The 22,425-nt window shown below is 66.9% G+C and carries 22 protein-coding genes and 2 tRNA genes; 20 read left to right on the top strand and 4 right to left on the bottom strand.

Translation table 11 applies throughout. The annotated features are described in order from the left end of the window. Positions 1–20 precede the first annotated feature (20 nt). From Q8T13_00875 to Q8T13_00830, 10 genes are all read left to right on the top strand, one after another. Positions 21–1,361: a 3-deoxy-D-manno-octulosonic acid transferase gene (locus Q8T13_00875; protein ID MDP3716303.1), complete on the top strand. Its 1,341-nt coding sequence runs from the start codon at positions 21–23 to the stop codon at positions 1,359–1,361. After that, a complete protein-coding gene (gene lpxK, locus Q8T13_00870; protein ID MDP3716302.1) occupies positions 1,354–2,346 on the top strand; it encodes a tetraacyldisaccharide 4'-kinase in 993 nt (330 codons plus the stop codon). The genes Q8T13_00875 and lpxK overlap by 8 nt, the downstream gene beginning before the upstream one ends. Further along, positions 2,346–3,296 (top strand): lysophospholipid acyltransferase family protein, encoded by a 951-nt coding sequence (locus Q8T13_00865; protein ID MDP3716301.1) that lies wholly within the window; start codon positions 2,346–2,348, stop codon positions 3,294–3,296. Before lpxK ends, Q8T13_00865 begins: the two co-directional genes overlap by 1 nt. Then, a complete protein-coding gene (gene waaF, locus Q8T13_00860; protein MDP3716300.1) occupies positions 3,283–4,314 on the top strand; it encodes a lipopolysaccharide heptosyltransferase II in 1,032 nt (343 codons plus the stop codon). The genes Q8T13_00865 and waaF overlap by 14 nt, the downstream gene beginning before the upstream one ends. Further along, on the top strand, positions 4,311–4,889 hold the full coding sequence (locus tag Q8T13_00855) for an HAD family hydrolase (protein MDP3716299.1): 579 nt from the start codon (positions 4,311–4,313) through the stop codon (positions 4,887–4,889). The genes waaF and Q8T13_00855 overlap by 4 nt, the downstream gene beginning before the upstream one ends. A 64-nt stretch (positions 4,890–4,953) precedes the next feature. After that, positions 4,954–6,009 carry a PfkB family carbohydrate kinase gene (locus Q8T13_00850; protein MDP3716298.1) on the top strand — a complete coding sequence of 352 codons (1,056 nt, stop codon included), beginning with the start codon at positions 4,954–4,956 and terminating at the stop codon, positions 6,007–6,009. 16 nt (positions 6,010–6,025) lie between these two features. Then, positions 6,026–6,490: an adenylyltransferase/cytidyltransferase family protein gene (locus Q8T13_00845; protein MDP3716297.1), complete on the top strand. Its 465-nt coding sequence runs from the start codon at positions 6,026–6,028 to the stop codon at positions 6,488–6,490. Continuing rightward, positions 6,490–7,530 carry a lipopolysaccharide heptosyltransferase I gene (gene waaC / locus Q8T13_00840; GenBank protein MDP3716296.1) on the top strand — a complete coding sequence of 347 codons (1,041 nt, stop codon included), beginning with the start codon at positions 6,490–6,492 and terminating at the stop codon, positions 7,528–7,530. Before Q8T13_00845 ends, waaC begins: the two co-directional genes overlap by 1 nt. Beyond that, positions 7,527–8,033, top strand: a complete 507-nt coding sequence (locus tag Q8T13_00835; GenBank protein MDP3716295.1) for an isoprenylcysteine carboxylmethyltransferase family protein — start codon at positions 7,527–7,529, stop codon at positions 8,031–8,033. Before waaC ends, Q8T13_00835 begins: the two co-directional genes overlap by 4 nt. Positions 8,034–8,253: 220 nt before the next feature. Then, complete coding sequence (locus Q8T13_00830; protein ID MDP3716294.1) at positions 8,254–8,832, top strand: hypothetical protein; 579 nt, start codon at positions 8,254–8,256, stop codon at positions 8,830–8,832. A gap of 76 nt (positions 8,833–8,908) precedes the next feature. Here the strand turns inward: Q8T13_00830 and Q8T13_00825 are convergent, their stop codons facing one another. Further along, complete coding sequence (locus Q8T13_00825) at positions 8,909–9,892, bottom strand: L-histidine N(alpha)-methyltransferase (protein ID MDP3716293.1); 984 nt, start codon at positions 9,890–9,892, stop codon at positions 8,909–8,911. Further along, on the bottom strand, positions 9,889–11,280 hold the full coding sequence (locus Q8T13_00820; GenBank protein MDP3716292.1) for an SUMF1/EgtB/PvdO family nonheme iron enzyme: 1,392 nt from the start codon (positions 11,278–11,280) through the stop codon (positions 9,889–9,891). The genes Q8T13_00825 and Q8T13_00820 overlap by 4 nt, the downstream gene beginning before the upstream one ends. A gap of 8 nt (positions 11,281–11,288) precedes the next feature. Here Q8T13_00820 and Q8T13_00815 point away from each other — a divergent pair, with 8 nt between their 5' ends. Then, complete coding sequence (locus Q8T13_00815; GenBank protein MDP3716291.1) at positions 11,289–12,368, top strand: NAD(P)H-dependent oxidoreductase; 1,080 nt, start codon at positions 11,289–11,291, stop codon at positions 12,366–12,368. Positions 12,369–12,594: 226 nt separating this feature from the next. On the opposite strand, the gene Q8T13_00810 is transcribed toward Q8T13_00815, so the two are convergent. Both Q8T13_00810 and Q8T13_00805 read right to left on the bottom strand, forming a co-directional pair. Continuing rightward, positions 12,595–12,671: transfer RNA gene (locus Q8T13_00810), tRNA-Asp, on the bottom strand. A gap of 75 nt (positions 12,672–12,746) precedes the next feature. Beyond that, a tRNA-Val gene (locus tag Q8T13_00805) sits at positions 12,747–12,822 on the bottom strand. A 119-nt stretch (positions 12,823–12,941) separates the two neighbouring features. Between Q8T13_00805 and Q8T13_00800 the strand changes: the two genes are divergently transcribed. From Q8T13_00800 to Q8T13_00760, 9 genes are all read left to right on the top strand, one after another. Next, positions 12,942–13,955 (top strand): DNA polymerase III subunit, encoded by a 1,014-nt coding sequence (locus tag Q8T13_00800; protein ID MDP3716290.1) that lies wholly within the window; start codon positions 12,942–12,944, stop codon positions 13,953–13,955. A gap of 111 nt (positions 13,956–14,066) precedes the next feature. Continuing rightward, the gene (gene pdxA / locus Q8T13_00795; protein ID MDP3716289.1) at positions 14,067–15,011 is read left to right on the top strand and encodes a 4-hydroxythreonine-4-phosphate dehydrogenase PdxA; all 945 of its coding nucleotides are present in this window, start codon (positions 14,067–14,069) and stop codon (positions 15,009–15,011) included. Next, positions 15,008–15,511, top strand: a complete 504-nt coding sequence (gene smpB, locus Q8T13_00790; GenBank protein MDP3716288.1) for an SsrA-binding protein SmpB — start codon at positions 15,008–15,010, stop codon at positions 15,509–15,511. The genes pdxA and smpB overlap by 4 nt, the downstream gene beginning before the upstream one ends. Then, on the top strand, positions 15,508–16,356 hold the full coding sequence (rfbD, locus tag Q8T13_00785) for a dTDP-4-dehydrorhamnose reductase (protein ID MDP3716287.1): 849 nt from the start codon (positions 15,508–15,510) through the stop codon (positions 16,354–16,356). Before smpB ends, rfbD begins: the two co-directional genes overlap by 4 nt. Continuing rightward, positions 16,353–17,318, top strand: a complete 966-nt coding sequence (locus Q8T13_00780; GenBank protein MDP3716286.1) for a phosphoglycerate dehydrogenase — start codon at positions 16,353–16,355, stop codon at positions 17,316–17,318. The genes rfbD and Q8T13_00780 overlap by 4 nt, the downstream gene beginning before the upstream one ends. Continuing rightward, positions 17,315–18,217 (top strand): glucose-1-phosphate thymidylyltransferase RfbA, encoded by a 903-nt coding sequence (gene rfbA, locus Q8T13_00775; protein MDP3716285.1) that lies wholly within the window; start codon positions 17,315–17,317, stop codon positions 18,215–18,217. The genes Q8T13_00780 and rfbA overlap by 4 nt, the downstream gene beginning before the upstream one ends. Positions 18,218–18,314: 97 nt before the next feature. Then, complete coding sequence (locus Q8T13_00770; protein ID MDP3716284.1) at positions 18,315–19,301, top strand: GDP-mannose 4,6-dehydratase; 987 nt, start codon at positions 18,315–18,317, stop codon at positions 19,299–19,301. Between the two features lie 228 nt (positions 19,302–19,529). After that, the gene (locus Q8T13_00765) at positions 19,530–20,375 is read left to right on the top strand and encodes an SDR family oxidoreductase (protein ID MDP3716283.1); all 846 of its coding nucleotides are present in this window, start codon (positions 19,530–19,532) and stop codon (positions 20,373–20,375) included. 97 nt (positions 20,376–20,472) lie between these two features. Then, entirely contained in the window at positions 20,473–22,407 is a 1,935-nt protein-coding gene (locus Q8T13_00760) for a transketolase C-terminal domain-containing protein (protein ID MDP3716282.1), read from the top strand. Positions 22,408–22,425: the final 18 nt, after the last annotated feature.

Here is a 22,425-nt window from a genome sequence, read left to right as displayed (position 1 = left end):
AATGATGGGTAACTCCTTTAATGTATAGCCTTTACAGCGTCCTCGTGCTGGCGATCGTCGTCGTCGCCTCCCCGTGGTTCGTTTACCAGGCGCTGCGCTACAAGAAATATGTCGGCAGCCTGGGACAACGCATGGGCTACCTGCCCGTGTCGTTCAACATGGACGCCGACCCGTCGATCTGGATTCACGCGGTGTCGGTCGGCGAGGTGCTGACCGCGCGGCCGCTGATCAGCGACCTCAAGCGCCGCCACCCGGGCTTGCGCATGTTCCTGTCCACGACCACGCTCGCCGGCCAGCAGCTGGCCCGCCGCAGCGTGCAGGACGTGGACGCGGTGTTCTACTTTCCGTTCGACCTCGGCATCTTCGTCAAGCGGACGCTCGACCTGGTGCGGCCCAAGCTCTTCATCATGATGGAGACCGAGATCTGGCCGAACCTGCTGCGCGAGTGCCGCAAGCGCGGCGTGAAGACCGCTGTCGTCAATGGGCGGCTGTCGCCGCGATCGTTTCCGCGCTACAAGATGGTGCGGCCGATGATGCGGCGGGTGCTCGAGGACATCGACCGCTTCTGCGTGCAGAGCGAGGAATCGGCCCGGCGCTTCATCGACCTTGGCGCCGACCCGGCGCGGGTGGTCGTCACCGGCAGCCTGAAGTTCGACTCGCTCGATCTGCCATCGACCGCCCCGCAAGCGCGCGCCCGCGATCGCGTGCTGCGCTACTTCCGGCTGCCGTCCTCGCGCCCGATCCTGGTCGCCGGCAGCACCATGAAGGGCGAGGAGGCCGCGGTGCTGCGTGCCTTCCGCCGCGTGCGCGCGAACGCACCGGCGACGCTGCTGGTGCTGGCACCCCGCAATCCCGAACGCTTCGGCGAAGCCGAGCAACTGGCCCGCGGCGAAGGCTGGAAAGTGGCGCGGCGCAGTGACCTGGCGATTGATGCTGAGCCGCGCGTCGACGTCGTGGTGCTCGACACCATCGGTGAGCTGGCCACCGTGTACCAGATCGCCACCGTGGTGTTTGTCGGCGGCAGCCTGGTCCCGACCGGCGGCCACAACGTGCTCGAGCCCGCGGTGTTCGGCAAGCCGATCGTGTTCGGGCCGCACATGGAGAACTTCTTCGAGATCGCCGACGCCTTCGTCACCAACGGCGCGGGCGTGCAAGTGCACGACGAACGCGAGCTGGACGAAGCCTTCATCTCGTTGATGGGCGATCCGGTCCGCCGTGCCCGCCTCGGCGCCGCCGCGCGCGCGCTGGTCGAGGCCAACCGCGGCGCCAAGGATAAGAGCGCGGCGGTGCTGGCCGCCCTGCTCCCACAGGAAGTGCGTACCTATCCGGCCAACGTCCGGCCTTTCAGACCCCTTGCTTGATACCCTTTACGGCCAGGTGATGCGCGTTCGCCGGCGGTGGCTCGAGCAGCACCCCGAGCGCCGGCAGCATTTGGCGCGACCGGTCGTGAGCGTGGGCAACCTGTCGATGGGCGGCACCGGCAAGTCGCCGGTCGTCGCCGCCATCGCGCAGTGGCTGGTTGACCAGGGCGAGCGGCCCGCGATCTTGAGCCGCGGCTACGGCCGGGCCGACGCGCCGGACGGCGTGGTCGTGGTGTCCGATGGCGCGCAGGTCCGCGAAGGCGTGGACCGATCCGGCGACGAGCCGCTGATGCTGGCGCGCCAGGTGCCCGGCGCCGTGGTGTGCGTGTCGCCCGATCGCTACCTCGCCGGCACGCTGGCCGAGCGGCAGTTGCACTGCACGGTCCATATTCTCGATGACGGGTTTCAGTACGTGCAGCTCGCGCGCGATCTCGATGTGCTGGTCACGACCATGGGCGAGATTTCGCAGGGCCGGGTGATCCCGATGGGACGCCTCCGCGAGCCGGTGGATGCCGCGGCCCGCGCGCACGTACTGGTCGTGTCGGATGCGACCGCCGGCGCCGCGTCCACCGAAGCATGGTCCCTTGGCATCTCGCAATCGTGTGGAGCCCGGCGGACCCTGGGGGCTCCTGTGTGGACAGGGCTCGGGGATCAGGGATCGGGGATCAGGGCGTTGGACTCGAAGATTCTCGTCGTCGCCGGCATTGCTCATCCGTCTCGGTTCGTGGAGAGTCTTCGCGACGCGGGATGGACCGTCGCCGACTCGGTCTTCTTTCCCGATCATCATCGCTTTACGCGCGCGGACGTCGACCGGATCGCCAGCACGCTGCAAACCAGTGGCGCCGATGCTGTGTTGACGACCGACAAGGACGCGGTGCGATTCGAAGCGCTGGGCGCCTTGCCCTTCGCGGTGTATCGCGTCCCTCTGGTCGTGACCTTCGAGCCCGCAGAGGCGCTCTTCGAATCCGTGCGGGCGATCCTCTGATGCGCGAGACCCTTGAGCACTGGGCCGTCGTTGCCGTGCGCGGCATTGCGTGCCGCCTGCCCGACGGCATGGTGCGCATGGGTGGCAGCGCGCTGGGGTTGATGTTCTACGCGCTCGACGCGCCGCACCGACGTGTGGCGCTGGCCAACCTCGAGCAGTGTTTTCCCAAGCGGCCCGCAGCCGAGCGACGCGCCATTGCGCGGGCGACGTTCGCGCACTTCGGCCAGGTGCTGCTGAAGCTGTTGACGTTCAGCGCCCTCACGCCAGACCAGATGCTCGCGCGCGCGGAATACGAGGGCGACGAACGCGTGCGCCTGGCCTATGCGCAGGGCAAGGGCGTGTTGTTCTTCACCGGTCACTTCGGCTTCTGGGAACTCCAGGCGATGGCGCACGGCGCGAAGCTGCGGCCGATTGGCGTGCTGGCGCGCGCCCTCGACAATGGGCCGCTGAACGACCTGCTGGAGCGCATGCGAACCGGCACTGGCAACTCCGTAATCTACCGCCAGGGTGCGGTGCGCCGCGTGCTGCGGTTGCTGGCGGCAGGCGAAGGTGTGGCGATGCTGATCGATCAGCACATGCACAGCCCCGACGCGATTTGGGTCAACTTCTTCCGCCGCCCGGCAGCGACCACCTCGACGCTGGCCGCCTTGGCGCTCCGCACCGGCGCCGCGGTGATCCCGGTGTTCGCCCTGCCGCTGCCCGGCGGGCGCTATCGTTTCATCTACGAATCGCCCGTCGAGCCGCCGGCGGGTGATGGTCCCGACGCCATCCGCGAGTTCACGCAGCGCTGCACCGACGTGCTCGAGATGCATGTCCGCAAGCATCCGGAGTTGTGGCTGTGGATGCACCGCCGCTGGCGCGACGCGCCCATTCCCGAGACGCCGGGAATGTTTCCCAAGGCGAAACACGAAGAACGAATCACCAACCACGCAGGTGATGATGGCCGCTGATCGCCTGGTTGTGGTGTCGCCGAATTGGCTTGGCGATGCCGTGATGGCGCTACCGGCGATCGCTGATGTTCGCCGTCACTACCCGTCGGCTCATCTCGCCGTGGCCGCGCGCGGCTCGGTGGCGCCGCTGTTCGGCATGGTCCAGGGCGTGGATGAAGTGATCACGCTGCCGGGCCGTGGCGGCATGCGCGCGCTGACGACGTGGCAGCAGGATGCCGCCGTGCTGGCGAGCGGGCGGTTCGATGCCGCGTTGCTGCTACCGAACTCGTTTGCGACCGGCCTGATCGCGTCGCGGTCTGGCATTGCCGAGCGGTGGGGCTTTGCCACCGACTGGCGTGCCCGCTACTTGACCCGTGCCGTGCCGAAACCGGCGGCGCCGCTCCATCAAGGCGCCTATTACCAGGCGTTGACGACGGCGCTCGGGGTGCCGCCGGGACCGTTGCATGCGCGGGTGTGGCCCAACACCGACTGGGCCCGGACCGTCCTGCGCGAAATTGGCCTCGACCTGGACGAGCCGTTCGCGGTGTTCGCCCCCGGCGCCGCATATGGCCGCGCGAAGCAATGGCTGCCAGAGCGGTTTGCCGAGCTTGCGCACATGCTGATCGTGAAGCGCGGCTGGAGCGTGGTCATGGTTGGTGCCGAGGCCGATCGCGCGGTCTGTAAAGAGATCGACTCCCGACTCCCGACTCCCGACTCCCGGCTGAATCGCTTGATCGATTTCTCTGGCAAGAGCGACCTGGCTACGCTGGCGGGGATTCTCGCCGTCGCCCGAGCGGTGGTGGCGAACGACTCTGGCGCCATGCACCTGGCTGGCGCGGTCGGCACCCACGTGGTGGCGCTGTTTGGTGCGACCAACGAGACGCGCACGTCGCCGCTGACGGCCGGCGCCGAGGCCCCGGTGCCCACCATCCTGACCCACGCGGTATTCTGCCGGCCCTGCATGCTGCGCGAATGCCCCATTGACCATCGCTGCATGCGCGGCATCACCGCGGAACGAGCGTTCGAATCACTGCCATGAAAAAAGCCATTTTCCTCGACCGCGACGGCACCCTGAATGTGGATGTCGGCTACCTGCACCAGCTGAAGGACCTCGAACTGTTCCCGTATGCGGTTGATGCGCTGCGCCTGCTCAAGCGCGCCGGCTACGAACTGATCATCGTGACCAACCAGTCCGGCCTCGCCCAGGGTTTGATCGCGCCGGGCTTTGTCGAGCAGTGCCACGACGAGATGCGGCGCCGGCTGCAGGCGGGCGGCGCGGACCTCGATGCCCTCTACTACTGCCCGCATCATCCGCGCGGGTCGGTGGAGAGCCTGGCGGTCGAGTGCCGCTGCCGTAAGCCGTCGCCCGGCATGATCGAGGACGCGGTTCGCGATCGCGGCATCGATCCCGCGGGCTCGTGGGTGATCGGCGACAAGTGGCTCGACGTGAACCTGGGGCGCAATGTCGGCGCGCGGTCGATTCTCGTGCGCACCGGCTGGGGCGCCGAACAGGAAGAGAAGCGGCCGGCCGACCAGGAGGTCGATGCCGTGTGCGACAATCTCATGCACGCCGTGTCGGTGATTCTGGCAAGCCCTGGCCGGGGCCGGCACTAAAGTGCCGGCCTTCTGGCAACAAGAAAACTGACGTTTCGGCCCTTCTGGCAATAGAAACCTGCTGATGCCTACTCGCGATCGCCTGACCCAACTCATCGCCTCGTTCCGCGGCAAGCGGCTCGTCGTCTTTGGCGACCTGATCGCCGATGAATACGTCTCCGGCCGCATCGCCCGCGTCTCGCGCGAGGCCCCGGTCCTGATCCTCGAGTACGACGCGACGGAGATTGTGCCGGGTGGCGCCGGCAACGCCGCCAACAACGTCGCCAGCCTCGGCGCGACCGTCACGCTGGTCTCGCTCGTCGGCCGCGACGAGCCCGGCCGGCGCCTGTTCAAGGTGCTGCCACGCGGCGTCGAGCGGGCCGGGTTGGCCAGGCCCGGTGGCTATCGCACCCCCGTGAAGACCCGCATCCTGGCCGGTGGCATTCATTCCGCGAAGCAGCAGGTCGTGCGCATCGATCGCTTTACCGGCGAACCGGTGGCCGACGCGCATCGTGAAGCCGCGGAGCGTATCGCGCGCAAGGCCGTGAAGGGCGCGGATGCGGTGCTGGTCTCCGACTATGGCTCCGGACTGGTGACGCCGAAGTTCGTTCACGAGTTGGCGGGACTGACGGGGAATGGTCCGCCTAAAGGCGGACGCTACATTCGAGCCGGACGCCACATCCAGGGCGGACACCGCATTCCGATACTCATCGACTCGCGCTATGCGCTGACCAAGTATCGCGGCCTGACCGCCTGCACGCCCAACGAGTCGGAAGTGGAGCAGGTGCTTGGCATCACGATTGATGACCAGGCCCAGGTCCTCGAACGGGCCGGCCGCGCCCTGCTGAAGCGCACCCGGATGCAGGCCGTGCTCGTCACGCGTGGCAGCCGCGGCATGGCGCTGTTCGAAGCCGGCAAGAAGACCGTGCACATTCCGATCTTCGGCTCCGACCAGATTGCCGACGTGACCGGCGCCGGCGATACCGTCATGGCGACCATGACCCTGGCGCTGGCCTCGGGGGCGACGTTCGAAGAGGCTGCCCGGCTCGCCAACTTTGCCGGCGGACTCGTGGTGATGAAGCGCGGCACCGCCACCGTGTCGGCCGCCGAACTGCGCCGGGCCGTAGGGGCGGGTCTTTAGACCCGCCCACCACCATATGGGCGAAATCCTCAGCCGACAGGCACTGGCGGCGCGCGTCGCCGACGATCGCGCGCGGGGACTCACGACTGCGTTCGCCAACGGCGGGTTCGACCTGCTGCACGTCGGCCACGTGCGCTATCTCGAAGCCGCGCGGCGCGAAGCGGATCGACTGATCGTCGCCGTCAACGACGATCGCTCCATCCAGGGCCTGAAGGGGCCATCGCGGCCGGTGCTGCCCGAGGCCGACCGCGCGGAGCTGGTCGCGGCCCTGCGCGCCGTCGACTACGTGGTGATCTTCCCGGAGGCCACCGTGACGACGTTGTTGAAGCTGCTCAAACCTGACGTCCACTGCAAGGGCACCGACTACACCGTCGAAACCGTTCCCGAACGCGACACCGTTCGCGCCTATGGCGGCCGCATCGCGATCGTCGGCGACCCGAAAGATCATTCGACGACGGACTTGCTGACTCGCCTGAAATGATGACGCGGATTCTGATCGTTCGGATGAGCGCCCTCGGTGACATCGTGCACGCCCTGCCGGTGCTGGCGGCGCTGCGCCGTGCCTGGCCAGCGGCGAAGGTGGATTGGATTGTGGACGAGGCATATGCGCCGATCCTGACGCTTGCCGAGGGGTTGCACCAGCGCGTGATCGTTCGCAGGAAGAATGGCGGCGTCATGGACTATCTCGATGCCGTGCGCCACTTGCGAGCGCAGAAATACGAGGCCGCGCTCGACTTGCAAGGGCTGCTGAAGTCGGCGGTGTGGGCGCGGCTGTCCGGCGCCGCGCGCGTGATTGGTTTCGATCGCGCCCACCTGCGCGAACCGTTCGCCGCGTCGTTTTACAGCGAGACCGTGGTGCCGCTCGATGCGCCGCATGTCATCCAGAAGAACCTGTCGATTATGAAAGCGCTTGGCGTGCCGCCCTCGGCCGTCGAGTTGCCGCTGCACCCCGCGGCGGCGCCGGCCACGACCGCCGCGGTGACGGCGGCGGGTGGCCCGCGCAAGTACGCGGTGCTCAACCCTGGCGCCGCCTGGCCGAACAAGCGATGGCCGGCCGAGCGGTTTGGCGTGCTGGCCGCGCAGTTGCGAGCGCGCACCGGCCTGCCATCCCTGGTGACCTGGGGACCGAGCGAACGCGAACTGGCTGAACGGGTGATCGCCGCGTCAGACGGCGCCGCCGCGGCCGCGCCCCCGACCGAGATTGCCGACCTGGCGGTGATCATGCGCGATGCCGCACTCGTCGTCTCTGGCGACACCGGACCGTTGCACATTGCCGCGGCCATGGGCACGCCGCTGGTCGGGTTGTATGGACCGACCTGGCCGGAGCGCAATGGGCCCTGGGATCCGGACGATCAAGTGATCTCTCGCGCCGGCGGCTGCGTGTGCCATCACAAACGTCAATGCCTGCGCGGCGCGCCGTGCATCAACGAGATCGAGGTCGCCGACGTGCTGGCGGCCGCTGAGCGGCGGCTGCTCAGTGCGAAGCTTGTCCCCCGTAGCCTTGGCGGAGGGGGATCATGACGCGGCTATTGGCGCGCTGGCGCGTGTTCCTCGGGTTCGTGTTCGCCGCGCTGGTGCTGTGGCTGGCATCGCCGACGCCGACTTCGTTGCTGCTGGGCGCGGCCATTGCCGTCACGGGAGAGTGCCTTCGCCTGTGGGCGGCGGGTCATCTCGAGAAGAGCAAGGAAGTGACGCGCTCGGGACCGTACCGCTACACGCGTCACCCGCTGTATCTCGGCTCGTCCATCATCGGCATTGGCATTGCCGTCGCATCGCACAGTCTCATCGTCTCGGGCCTCGTCGTGGCCTACATGGCGCTGACGCTGACCGCGGCGATGCGCAGTGAGGAGGCCCACCTGCGCGAGAAGTTCGGCGATGCCTACGACGCGTATTCGGAGAAGCGCGCAGCGCCCATGGATCGGCCGTTCAGTTGGGCACGCGCGATCGGCAACCGCGAGCACCACTCCATGCTCGGGCTGGCGACCGGCCTGGCCCTGCTGGCGATGAAGATGTGGATGCAGTAGACGCAAGTCTGTTGTGCTTGTCGCTGTCGCGCGCCTCGACTATAGTCGCGCGCACAGCGGTCGGCGGCCAGTGCCGTCGCCTCGCGCGGAGGAGAACAGCATGAAAAAGTGGAGTGTTGCAGGTGTCACGACGGTCGCGATGACCTTGCTGGTGTCGGGACTTTGGTCGCCGACGACGGTGAGTGGACAGGCGCAGGCGCAGGCGCCGCCACCTCAGCCGATGGGATTCTTTATTACCAGCGTCGGCTCGGGCCAGGGCGGCAACCTGGGCGGCCTGGCGGGCGCCGACAAGCATTGCCAGGATCTGGCGGCGGCCGCGGGCGCCGGCAGCCGGACGTGGCGGGCATATCTGAGCACGGCGGCCGGAGGCGGCCAGTTGGCGGTCAACGCGCGCGACCGCATCGGCAGCGGTCCCTGGTACAACGCCAAGGGCGTGCTGATTGCCGCCAACGTCGCCGACTTGCATGGCGATTTCGAGCGCGATCGCAATAACATCCGCAAGCCGACAGCGTTGGACGAGAAGGGTGCCGAGGTCAAGGGCGTCGGCGACCAGCCGAACCAGCACGACATCCTGACCGGATCCGACTCGCACGGCCGCATTCCGATTGGCGCGGCTAACACACTCACCTGCAACAACTGGACGAGCAACCTCGACTCCGACCGCACCATCGTCGGCCACCACGATCGCCTCGGCGGCGCCAACGCGTCGTGGAACGCGGTGCACGCCTCGGCCGGCTGCAGCCAGCCGGCGCTGGTCAAGACCGGCGGTAACGGCCTCTTTTACTGCTTCGCGCAGTAGGCGTTTAGACGGGAGAGGGCTTCGTCGATCGAGGCCCTCTCCGTCGATCCCGAGCGCGGCGCCTGACGCCAGCGCGTCACCGCACGGTTGCGAGCGTGAGCGAAAACTGCGCGGCGGGTTCGATCCACTGCTCGCGAACCTCGAATCCGGCCGACGCCAACCGCGCCGCCACTTCGTCGGCCCGGTACTTGTACGAGCTTTCGGTCCAGATGTGCTCGCCTTCGACGAACGCGATCTCCACCCCGGCCCGCGCCACGCGTACGCGTTGCGGCCGCAGGCTGACCAGGTGCATTTCCACCCGCGACTGTTCCGTGTTCCACACCGCGCGATGGCGGAAGCCCGCCAGGTCGAAGTCGCCGTCGAGCTCGCGGTTGATGTGCACCAGCAGGTTGCGATTGAAGGCCGCGGTGACGCCCAGCGGGTCGTCGTAGGCGAGTTGCAGTTCGCGTTCGCTCCTCACCAGGTCGGCGCCCAGCAGGAAGCCGTCGCCGGATCGCAGCGACTGGCGGATTGAGCGGAGCAGCGCGCCGGCCGCCGGCGGATCGTAGTTGCCGATGTTCGATCCCAGAAACAGCATCAGGGTGCGTCCCGGGCCCTGGAACTGCGTGGCGAGCCGCGCGAGGTCCACGTCGTAATTGCCCTCGTGCGTGAAGACGCGCAGCCGATCGACCCCAGTCACCGCTTGTGTCGCGGTCGTCAATGCCGCCGGTGAAATGTCGATCAGGTGCAGGTCCAGCGGCGTGGCTGACAGCCGGCCGCCGATCAGCGCCGCGGCTTTCTCGCCATTGCCCGAGCCCAGTTCGACGATGCGAGCGAGCGGGCCGACGCGGGCGATGATGGCGGCGCCGTGTTCGCGCAGCAGCCGCAACTCCGCGGCCGTGAGGCCGTACCACGGCAGCCGGCAGATGGCGTCGAACAGCGCTGAGCCAAGCGGGTCGTACAGGAACCGCGACGGCAACTGGCGCGGCTGGCGGGTCAGGAAGTCACGCACTGCTGCCGCGAAGGCGTCGGCCGGCGAGCGCTCCGGCGCGGGCTGAGCCGCGTTGGCTGGCGCGTTCATGCGTTCCTCGCGCAGCGGAACGAGGCGTAGACAAATGGGTAGCGCGCGCGGAACCAGTTGCGAAACGACGGCCTGATCAGCTCGCGGGCGGTCACCGGTGACGCACCCTTCATCACGAAGTGCTGGCCGTCAAAGAAATCCGCCGAGTACTCCGGATAGGATGGCAGCGCCGCGAAACCCGGGAACGGCGCGAACGGGGTGCTGGTCCACTCCCAGCCGTTGCCGACCAGGTCGTGGACGCCCCACGCGCTGGCGCCCTGCGGGTGGCTGCCGGCCGGCTGCGGATCCCAGCCGTCGAAGTCGAAGGCGCCATGGACTGGCTGCGGCGGCGCCCCGCCCCACGGGTAGGTGCGTTCGCTGCCGCCGGGCTCGCCGTAGGCGGCACGTTGAAACTCGGCTTCGGTCATCAGGCGGTCGCCGCGCCACGCGGCGTAGGCGACCGCTTCTGCCTGGCTGACGTAGACCGGCCACGCCATGGGCAGCGGGATGCGATCGAACATGCCGCGCCAACACCAGGCATCGCAGTCGTCTCGCTCCCAGAACGGCGGATGGCTGATGCCCTCCTTCGTCACCCATTCCCAATCGTCGGCGCGCCACCACCGCTGGTCGCGATAGCCGCCGGCGTCGAGGAACCCAAAGAAGTCGGCGTTGGTCACGTTGTGTTGCTGCACGCGGAAGGCGGGGACGTGCGCGTGGCACGCTGGCCGTTCGTTGTCCCACGAGAACGGCACCATGCCGCGATCGACGCCCAGCGTGGCAGTGCCTGCCGGCACATCGACCCACGCGTGATCGACCGCTGGACCATCGATGAGTGGCTGGTAGCCATCGGGCCGGCGCTTCTGTTCGAGCGGGAGCCGATGCCACATGTAGAGCAGCGTCTCCTGGTGCATGGCCTCGTGCTCCAGGATGCAGAGGGCGGCCTCGGCGGCGTCCAGCAGCGGGTGGCCGGGCTGGACGATCTCGCCGTGGGCGAGTGCGTCGATCACCTGGCGGTCGGCTTCGCCCGCGAACTGGCGCACCGTCTCACGACTCGGCCACAGTGCTCTCTGGTCCGGGGTCTTGTGCGACTCGTGAGGATCGATGCCGCGCGCGAACAACATCTCGAGCGCCGGGTCGATGCTGGGCCGGCCCAGGCCGCGCTTGACGAGGGTGTTGAAGCTGAACGCGGGCAAGTGGCCGTCGTAGAACACGATCGGATGTCGCAGGTCGATGGGCCGGCTGTAGTAACAGTCGTCGGCCAGCAGATCGAAGATCGCCGTCGAGCGCCGGCGGTTCCGCCGATACCAGTCGAGCAGGCTGTCTCGATCGAGTGTGGCTCTCGTCGTCGTTGCGGTGTTGTTCACCGTCTCCTCCAGCCCGACTGTTTCGGCGTGCGCGTCTGTCATCATTGTGGCCCATGCCGCCACCCACTGTTCGCCATTTGACCGAGTACGTACCGTTGACGAAGGAGCAGTTCCGCGCTCGTTTCTTCGCGCGCTTTGCCGACCCGGCCTTTGATGACGTGTCTGATGCGCTCGAGCTGGTGTTCGAAAAGGCGTGGGACGGTTACCACGTGTATCGCAAGTCGCCGCGGACGCGGCCGGCCGGTGATGGATTCGCCGATCCAGCGCAGCCGCTTGCGGTCGAATGGCTCGAGACCAAGGCGGCCGTGGAACTGGCGCAGCGCCGTCAGCGCGACCCATCGGCGCCGTCGCGGATCCTGCTGGTGAGCGGATCGACCAGAAGCGAGCACACCTGCCCGGGTGAGGTCTCCAAGACGCGCCGGCTGATCGAGCATGCGCGCAAGACAATCGAGGCGTTGCCGAATCACGAGGTCGATCTGCTCGACGTGTCGGCGCTCGCCGACGAACCGCTCAAGGTGATCTATCCCTGCAAGGCCTGTGTCTCGACCGCGCAGCCGCTGTGTCACTGGCCGTGCTCGTGTTATCCGAATCACGCGCTCGGGCAGGCCGGCGATTGGATGAACGAGCTCTATCCGAGGTGGGCCGCCGCGCACGGCGTGTTCCTGGTGACGCCGGTGAACTGGTATCACGTGCCGGCCAGCTTGAAACTGATGATCGATCGCCTGGTGTGTGCTGATGGCGGCAATCCCGATCCGACCACCACGCACGGCAAGGACCCGCAACTGGCCAAGGAAGTGGAACTGAAGGGATGGGATTACCCCAAGCACCTTGCCGGCCGTGCCTTTGCGGTGATCACGCACGGCGACGCGGCGGGTCCCGAGAGTTTGCGGCGCATGCTCGTGGACTGGATGACCGATCTCGGCATGGTGCAGGCCGGACCGCTGGCCGCGCTCGACACGTGGATCGGCTGGTATCAGCCCTATGCGACGAGCCACGACGAGCTGGACAAGGACCAGGCGCTGTTCGTGCAGGTCGAACAGGCCGCGCTCAGCCTGAGCAACATGGTGACGCAGCTACGCACCGGCACGTATCGTCCGCCGAACGAGGGTCTGGAGAGTCCAAGGGAAAAGTAACGACGGGACTCGCACTATCTAGCGATGAGCGAAGCGAGTCGCTGATTGAACCCGAGGACCGGACACCCCACCAATTCGAACGAGCGGAGTGAAGTGAGAATGCCCTTCGATTCGCGATCGTCCAGCCTGCGGCTGGCCGCTCACTCACTCAGGACATTCTCCCTGACAGATGGCTTGCCATGAGCGAACCTATGGTTCGCCGTAGGCGGAGCATAGGTGAGTCGAATGGCGGGGTGGACGGGACTCGAACCCGCGGCCTCCGGCGTGACAGGCCGGCGTTCTAACCAACTGAACTACCACCCCTAAGGGGAAAACTTACGTCACTAGCTCGATCACTACATCACCAAGTCACGAAATCACCAAGTGCAAGAAGTGATTTGGTGGGCGGTAAGGGACTCGAACCCCTGACAGCCGGCGTGTAAAGCCGGTGCTCTACCAACTGAGCTAACCGCCCTCCTTCGCTTGCAGACTTGCCTCACAAGCTACGGCGGGGCAGGCCCGACACCCGGCAAACATCCGATTGTAGCCAGCCAGGCGGCAGTTGGTCAATGGGCGCTATCATCTATCTGCCTCATGTCCCTCCGTGACGTCATCGGCCATCGGCGATTAACCGCCCTGATTTCCCGGGCAATTGATCGCGAATCGCTGCCGCCAACGCTGCTGTTCGCCGGGCCTTCGGGCGTGGGAAAGTGGCGGGTCGCGTTGGCCGCGGCCCAGGCGCTGAACTGCCTCGAACCGGCGCGCGACGCCGACGGCCTGCCGTTCGATGCCTGCGGCCGGTGCCGCGCCTGCGACCGCATTGCCCGCGGCGTGCACGTGGACGTCATCATGCTCGAGCCGGACGAGCGCGCCTCGATCAAGGTGGACGTGGTCCGCGACATGCTCGGCCGCACCGGCTACCGGCCGTTCGAAGGCAAGCGCCGCGTGGTGCTGATCCGCGAAGCCGACACCCTGGGCGAAGAGGCACAGAACGCGCTGCTCAAGAATCTCGAAGAGCCGCCGCCGGGCACCGTGTTCATCCTGACCACGGCCGTGCCGGGCGTCCTGCTGTCCACGGTCCGCTCGCGATGCATGCGGTTACGGTTCGGCCGCCTCACCGCGGCTGAAGTGGAGCTCGCCTTGGTGCGCGACCATGGCCAAAGCGCCCGCGACGCGAAAGAGGCGGCGCCGCTCGCCGACGGCAGCATCGGACAGGCGTTGGCGCTGTCAGACCTCGACATCGGCGGCATGCGCGACCTCGCCATGCGCCTGCTGCAGCAGACGGCCGGCCGCGCCGACACCCAGGCTCGCCTCCAGGCCGCCACCTCCGTCGTCGCCGGACTGTCGAAGAAAGAAGAACGCGCCGACTTCACCGCTGTGCTGAGGCTCGCGGCGTCGATGCTGCGCGACATCGAGGCGCTCAACTCGGGCGCCGACCAGCGCGTGCTGGCCAACCCCCTGCTGACCGACGATCTGTCGACGCTGGCGCGCGCCTTTGCCGGCGACCGCGCCCGCACGGCGTTCGGCGCGGTTGACCGCGCCTTGACGGCGCTCGAGCGCAACGCCGGCACCAAAGTCGTGGCCGAATGGCTCGCGGTTCAGCTGTAACCGGGCCTGGCACGGTTACGTCGAAAACGCGGCAGTTCTTTCGTACTGTGCAACGATTGCCATGGTGTTAACCCCTCGTACGGCAGGAGTTGCCGCGTTTTGGCTGTAACCGTGCCAGGCCCCAAACCGCGCATCGCGCTCACCGCGGGCGACCCGGCCGGCATTGGTCCCGAGATTGTCGCGAAGGCCGCCGCGGATCCTGCCGTGCGCGCCGTGTGCGATCCGGTGATCTTCGCCACGACACCCACCACGCCTTTTCGGATCGGTGAAGTCTCGGCTGTGGCCGGCCAGGCCGCCTACGACACCATCGTCTCGGCCGTGGCCGCCGCCCGCCGTGGCGACGTGGACGCGATTGCGACGGCGCCGATCAACAAGCTGGCGTTCGCGCAGGCGGGGTTGCCGTGGAAGGGCCACACCGATCTGCTGGCGCACTTGTGCGGCGTCGAGCGCGTGGCCATGCTGTTTCACGCTCCACAGCTCAAGGTGGTGCTGATCACCGTGCACGTGCCGCTGCGGGAGGTCGCCGCGCGGCTGACGCCCGACCTGGTGGCCCACACCATTCGGCTCACCGCCGCGTCGCTGCCACAGTTCGGCATCGCCGCGCCGCGCCTCGCGCTGGCCGGGCTCAACCCGCACGCCGGCGAATCCGGCCTGCTCGGCACCGAAGACGACCTGGTGCTGGCGCCCGCCGTGGCCGCCGCGCGCGCCGCCGGTCTCGACATCGAGGGACCCATCCCGGCCGACACCGTGTTCGTCCGCGCCTCGCGGGGCGAGTTTGACTGCGTGCTCGCCTGCTATCACGATCAGGGATTGATTCCCGTGAAGCTGCTGGCCTTTGGCCAGGCGGTGAACGTCACCATCGGCCTGCCAATCATCAGGACCTCCGTGGATCACGGCACCGCGTTCGATATTGCCGGCCGCGGCGTAGCTGATGCCGGTAGCATGATTGAAGCTGTCAAGTTGGCAGCCATGATGGCAACGGGTAAAGTCCGGCTAAAGCCGGACGCCACATTAACGCCGGACGCCACATCAGAGCCGGACGCGCAATTGAAATGAAAGCCAAGATCGAGCGGAAGGCCGCGAAAGAGGCTGCCAGCGAGAAAGACACGCTGATTGCCGACAACCGCAAGGCGTATCACGATTACCACATCCTCGAAACCTTCGAGGCGGGCATCGCCCTGCTGGGCACCGAGGTGAAGGGTATTCGCGAGGGGCAGGCCAACCTGCGCGACGCGTTCGCGCGCGTGGACCGGGGCGAAGTGTGGCTCCACAACGTGCACATCAACCCCTACAGCCACCGCGGCTACGTCGATCACGATCCGCGTCGCAAGCGCCGCCTGCTGTTGCACCGCTACGAGATCCGCAAGCTGATTGGCAAGACGGTCGAGAAGGGCCTGACGCTGATCCCGACCAAGCTCTATTTCAAGAACGGCAAGGTCAAGGTCGCCATCGGACTGGCCCGCGGCAAGCAGGACCACGACAAGCGCGAGACCCTGCGCAATCGCGAGCTCGACCGCGAGACGCGCGCCGCCGTGAAGGAACGCGTCCGCCGATGAAGGTATTAGTGGTGGGTGCCGCCGGCCAGCTCGGGCAGGCCATGGTCGTTCGCCTCGCCCGCGAGCACGCCGTCACGTCGTGCACGCGCGCCGATGTCGACCTCACCAACCACGCCGCCGTGATGGAGTTTGTCGAGCGCGCCGCGCCGAACGCCATCGTCAACTGCGCGTCGTACAACGACGTGGATGGCGCCGAACAGCACCAGCAGCTGGCCTTTGCCGTCAACGCGTTCGCGCCGCGAACGCTGGCCCACGCGGCTGAGGCCGTCGACGCCGTTCTGGTGCACTACAGCACCGACTTCGTCTTCGCCGGCACCGCCTCGCTGCCCTACACCGAGGACGATGGGCCGGAGCCGCAGAGCGTGTACGCGCAATCGAAACTGGTGGGCGAGTGGATGGTCGCCGACTGGCGGCGCCACTTCGTGGTGCGCGTTGAAAGCCTGTTTGGCGGCACCGAGGGGCGCAGCAGCGTCGACCGCATCATTGCCGCCGTTCGCCAGGGCGCTGCCGCGCCGGTGTTCTTCGATCGCGTCACTTCGCCCAGTTACATCGAGGACGTCGCAGACGCGGCCGCGCACCTGCTGGCGGGGGGCGCCGCGTTCGGGTTGTATCACTGCGTGAACTCCGGCCACGCCACCTGGCTCGAGCTGGGCCAGGAGATTGCCCGGGTCCTCGCCCAGCCGTCCGCTGCCCTCACGCCAGTGTCGGTCGATTCGGTGACGTGGAAGGCGCGCCGACCGCGCTATGCCGCGCTCAGCAACCAGAAGCTGGCCGCCGCCGGGTATGCCATGCCGACCTGGCAGGACGCGATTCGCCGGCACCTCGAGCAGGGGACGCGGCCATGACGCGCATAGCCGTCGCCTCCCGATCGTTCTCGCGCAACCCGGTGCTGCGGATCGAATTGGCGGAGAAGTATCGCGACGTCACCTTCAGCGAATCCGCGCACGTGCTCCAGGGCGCGGCGTTGGTGAAGCTGCTGCGTGGCCACGATCGCGCCATCGTCGGCCTGGAGCGCGTGGACGAACGCGTGCTGGCGGAGCTGCCCGAGCTGAAGGTCATCAGCAAGTACGGCGTCGGCCTCGACCGCCTGGACCTGGACGCGCTGGCGCGTCACGGCGTCAAGCTGGCGTGGACCGGCGGCGTGAACCGGCGCTCGGTGGCGGAACTGACGCTGGCGTTTGCCATTGCCCTGTTGCACCGGGTGCCGGAAACCAGCGCCGGCTTGCGCGACGGCGAGTTCAAGCCGCTGGTTGGGCGGCAGCTCACAGGTCGCGTGGTCGGCATCATCGGCTGCGGCTTCGTCGGCAAGGACCTGGTGTCGCTACTGGCGCCGTTTGGTTGCCGCGTGCTGGCGCAGGACATTCGTGATTACCCCGATTTTTACGCCGCCCACGGTGTCGAGCCGGTCAGCCGCGATCGCCTGCTCGCCGAGGCCGACATCGTCACGCTGCATGTGCCGCTGGACGATTCCACCCGTGGCATGATCGGCGTGCCGGAACTGGCGCGGATGCGTAAGGGCGCCTGCCTGATCAATGCGGCCCGTGGCGGCTTGGTGGACGAGCCGGCGCTCATCGACGTGCTGTCGAACGGCCACCTGGCCGGCGCGGCGTTCGACGTCTTCCAGATGGAGCCTGACGCGAATCCGGAGTTGCTGGCGCTGCCGACCTTTCTCGGCACGCCGCACATTGGCGGCAGCACCGCCGAGGCGCAGCTGGCCATGGGCCGCGCGGCCATTGCGGGACTTGAATCCGCGCAGGAACTGGGACCAGACCATCCGGTCATGCAGGGACAGGGAGTAGTGCGATGAGTGTGCCGGCAAAGGGCGTGGCGAGGCGAGGCATCATCCTGGCGGGAGGGTCGGGCACGCGGTTGTATCCCGCCACCAGGGCGGTCTCGAAGCAGCTGTTGCCGATCTACGACAAGCCGATGGTTTATTACCCGCTGAGCACGCTGATGCTGGCCGGCGTGCGCGAGATCCTGGTCATCTCCACCCCGCGTGACACGCCCATGTTCGAGCAACTGCTGGGCGACGGCAGCCTGTGGGGGCTGCGCCTGCAGTACGCCGTGCAGCCTAGTCCCGGCGGCCTGGCGCAGGCCCTGACTATCGGCCGCGAGTTTCTCGCCGGCGCACCCTCGGTGCTGATTCTCGGCGACAACTTGTTTTACGGCCACGATCTCCCTGAGCGCCTGGCCGCCGCCAACCGCCGCGATGGCGCGACTGTGTTTGCCTACCACGTCGGCGATCCTGAGCGGTACGGCGTGGTGGCGTTCGACGCCGAGGGTCGGGCCACCTCGATCGAGGAAAAGCCGGCGCACCCCAAGTCGAACTTCGCCGTCACGGGCCTGTATTTCTATGACGGCCAGGCGTCGGAGTTTGCGGCCGGCCTGACGCCGTCGCCTCGTGGCGAGTTGGAGATCACGGACCTGAACCGCGTTTACCTTGACCAGGGCAATCTGTCCGTAGAGGTCATGGGGCGGGGCTACGCGTGGCTCGATACCGGCACCCACGCCTCGTTGCTCGAAGCCAGCCAGTTCATCGAGACGATCGAGCGCCGGCAAGGCCTGAAGATCGCGTGTCCCGAAGAGATTGCCTATCGCCAGGGGTGGATCGACGCTGCGCAGCTCTTGCAACTGGCGGCGGCATTTGGCAAAGCCAGCGAGTACGGCCGATACTTGGCGGCGCTGCCCGACGACTCGGGTCGGTAGGCCAGGACCGGACAATGCTTGCGAGAAGTCGGCACAATGCGGATACGATCAAGGCACGGCCGGGCGTCCGGCACTCAGGAAGGATAGTGCGACAGACATGCGCGTTTTGATTACCGGTGGCGCGGGCTTTATCGGCTCGCATTTGGCGGAGGCCCTGCTCGAAGGTCACCACGAGGTCTTCGTGCTCGACGATCTGTCCACGGGGTCGATCGACAACATCGCCCACCTCAAGGGCCGGCCCGGTTTCCACTACACCATCGACACGGTCTTCAACGATCAGCTGGTGGCCGAGATGGTCGATCGCGCCGATGTGGTGTTCCACCTGGCGGCGGCGGTCGGCGTCAAGCTGATTGTCGAACGGCCGGTGCATACCATCGAGACCAACGTCCACGGCACCGAGGTCGTCCTCAAGCACGCCGCGAAGAAGAAGAAGCTGGTTTTCATTGCCTCGACCTCCGAGGTCTACGGCAAGAGCGTGCACGTGCCGTTCCGCGAAGACGCCGATTTGGTGATGGGCGCGACGACCAAGCACCGCTGGGCCTATGCCTGCAGCAAGGCGCTTGATGAGTTCCTGGCGTTGGCCTACTGGAAAGAGACCAGGCAGCCGGTGATCGTGATGCGCTTCTTCAATACCGTCGGGCCGCGCCAGACCGGGCAGTACGGGATGGTGGTGCCGACCTTCGTGCGCCAGGCGCTGGCGAACGAGCCAATCACGGTGTTTGGCGATGGCAACCAGCAGCGCAGTTTCACCTATGTCGGTGATGTGGTCGGCGCCCTGCTCAAGCTGATGGTCACCCCCTCGGCGATCGGCCAGGTCTTCAACGTCGGCAACTCCGAGGAGATTAGCATTCGCGGGCTGGCCGAGCGGATCAAGGCGGCGACCGGAAGCACGTCGGAGATCGTCACGATTCCGTACGACCAGGCCTACGAAGAAGGGTTCGAGGACATGCCGCGCCGCGTGCCGGATCTGACCAAGATTCACAAGGCGATCGGCTACGAGCCCAAGGTTCAGCTCGATGAGATCATCGCGCGGGTCGTTGCCGAGAAGCGCACCTACGCCGGCGCCAACCGTACCATCCTGTAGGCCACCGATAAGACACCGACAGTCGGACCCGACTGGCACTTCGTTCACAATATGAACACGGCCCCTGGTGGGGCCGTGGCTTTTCGTTCACTTCGTGAACGAGATGTGTATAATTGGTCGTTCACTTCATGAACGTGGCGGTCCCGGTCAGGCCATGCCTGTGACTGGGAAAGCCAGCGGCCTGTCTGCCGGACACTGCTTCCCTGCACACTGTTTCACTCTAAACCATTGTCGAATAACGACATCCAAGCCAGTTTACTAACCCGGCTGTATGGCCTGTCCGGGCAGGTCGCCGTAGTGACCGGCGGCCTCGGCCGCCTCGGTCGCGAGTACGTCCGTACCCTCGCGGCGGCCGGCGCGCGGGTCGCCGCGCTCGATCTCGCCGGCCCGGCCGGCCTTTTTGACGGCCTGTCCGGTGGCGGCTTGCCCGTCCACACCGAGTTGGTTGACCTCACCCGGAAGGCCGATGTCGATGCGGCGTTCGCGCGCCTTAGTGGCGCGCTGGGCAGCGCCACCATCCTGGTCAACAACGCCGGGATGGGCTCGTCGCCGGCGTCGGCCGGTCTCGAGAACGGCGCCTTCGAGGACTATCCCGAAGAGGCATGGGACACGATGATCGACTCGCACCTCAAGGGCACGCTGTTCGCGTCGCAGGCGTTCGTCCGGCACTTCCGCGCCGCCGGCCACTCGGCCGGCAGCATCGTCAACGTTTCATCGACCTACGGCGTGGTGTCGCCCGAGCAGGCGGTGTACGAGTACAAGCGCGCCGCCGGCGCGACCTACTTCAAGCCGGTGGGGTATTCCGTCGCCAAGTCGGGGGTGTTGAACTTCACGCGGTGGCTGGCCGAGTACGGCGCGCCCCTCGGCATTCGCGCCAACACGCTGGTGCCCGGGGGCGTCCGCGAAGCCGGGCACGATCCCGCGTTCGTGCGCGAGTACGAACGCCGTACCCCGCTCGGCCGCATGGCCGCCGAGGGCGACTACAACGGCGCCGTGCTGTTCCTGGCGTCACCGGCTTCCTCGTACATGACCGGGGCCACCGTGGTCGTCGACGGCGGCTGGACCGCCCGCTAGTCAGTTTCAACAGGAGATCAAGAGATCAAGAGTTCAAGTCTTTCAGGAGAAGAAATTACTCCTGATCTCCTTAACTCCTGTTTATAGGTTTGAATCTATGGGCGAAAAAGACTTCTCGGATCGTGCGCTAGTAGGCGACGACTCGCTGTCGTACGTGTCGCGGGACGTGTTTCGCGCGGTGCGCGACGGGGTGACGGATCCGATTGTTCGGGCCGGCGTGATCGCAGACCTGTGCCGCATCAACACGCTGTTCATGATCATGCAGGCCGGGTCGGGCCATATCGGTTCGAGCTTCAGCTCCACCGACATCATCACCTGGCTGTGGACCGAGTACCTGCGCGACCCCAATGGCGACAGCGATGACGCCGACATTTATTTCTCGTCGAAGGGCCACGACGCGCCGGCGCTGTATTCGCTGCTGATCGCGATGGAGAAGCTCGGCTTCGACCTGCTGCCGCAGTTGCGCCGCATTAACGGCCTGCCGGGTCATCCCGATGTGGCGACGCCGTTTATTGCCACCAACACCGGTTCGCTCGGCATGGGCATTGCCAAGGCTTACGGCATGGCCCGGGCCAACCGCTACACCGGCCGCGCCGGACGGATCGTCGTGATGACCGGTGATGGCGAGTTGCAGGAAGGGCAAATCTGGGAGTCGCTGCAGCCGGTGGCCAACGAGGGCCTGGCCGAGATCACCGTGATCGTCGATCACAACAAGCTGCAGTCGGATTCAGCGGTGGCCGCGGTCAGCGACCTCGGTCCGATCGAGGACAAGTTCCGCGCGTTCGGCTGGGAGGTGCGCCGCGGCGACGGCCACGACTTCGCCGTGCTTCGCGATACGCTTGCGCACTTCGCCACCGTGACCGACAAGCCGAAGGTGTTCATTGCCGACACCATCAAGGGCAAGGGCGTGTCGTTCATGGAGGGCCTGGCCTGCGGTGACCAGACCTATCACTTCCACGCCGGCGCGCCGTCGCTTAAGGACTACGTCGCCGCGACCCGCGAGATGATCGCGCGCGTCAACGGCACGCTCGACACGATTGGCGTGCCGCCGGCGGTGCTGACCTCGGCGCCGTTGCCGGTGCGCATTTCGCCGTCGAAGCCGGAGAAGATCGTGCTCGCGTACGGAGACGAACTGCTCGCGATGGCGCGTCACCGTCCCGAGATCGTGGTGATGGATGCCGACCTGCTGTCGGATTGCGGCATCGAGGCGTTCAAGGCGGAGCTGCCGGAGCGGTTCATCGAGTGTGGCATTGCTGAAATGCACATGGTGTCGGCGGCCGGTGGCATGGCCCTGCGCGGCATGCTGCCGGTGGTGCACTCGTTTGCGTGCTTCCTGGGCACCCGCGCCAACGAGCATATCTACAACAACGCCACCGAGAAGACGAAGATCATCTACGTCGCGACGTTGGCCGGCCTCGTCCCCGGCGGCCCCGGCCACTCGCACCAGTCGGTGCGCGACATTTCGGCGATTGGCGCGGTGCCCGGCCTGATCGCATTCGAGCCGTGTAGCGAGCGGGAAGCGCGGCTGGCCATTCGCTGGGCAGTCGAGCAGAACCCCGAAAGCACCTACCTGCGCTTCGTCAACGTGCCGCTCGACCTGCCGTACACGATGCCGGCCGACTACACGTTGCACGTCGGTCGCGGCGTCACGCTGAAGCCCGGCACCGACGTGGCGCTCGTCGGCTACGGCACCATGCTGCTGAGTAACGCATGGCGCGCTGCCGAGGAACTGGCCGGCCAGGGCATTTCGGCAGCGGTCATCGACCTGCCGTGGCTCAACCGCATCGACGACCAGTGGGTCCGCGAGACGCTGGGTGGCTTCAAGCACGTCGTGACGCTCGACAACCATTACCTCGAGTTCGGCCAGGGTGTGATGGTAGCCGCGGCGCTCGCGCGCACCGGCGTGAGGGCTACGGTCACCCCGATTGGCCTGACCGAGATCCCCGCCTGCGGCACCAACGCCGAAGTGCTGGCGTACCACGGCCTCGACGCCGCCTCGATCGCCCGCACCGTCCTGGCTGCGAACTTGTAACTGAAACTTTGAACTGAA

The sequence above is a fragment of the Acidobacteriota bacterium genome (assembly GCA_030697165.1).
Taxonomy (GTDB): Bacteria; Acidobacteriota; Vicinamibacteria; order Vicinamibacterales; family UBA2999; genus 12-FULL-67-14b.
This window is presented reverse-complemented; position numbering and strand designations above follow the sequence as displayed.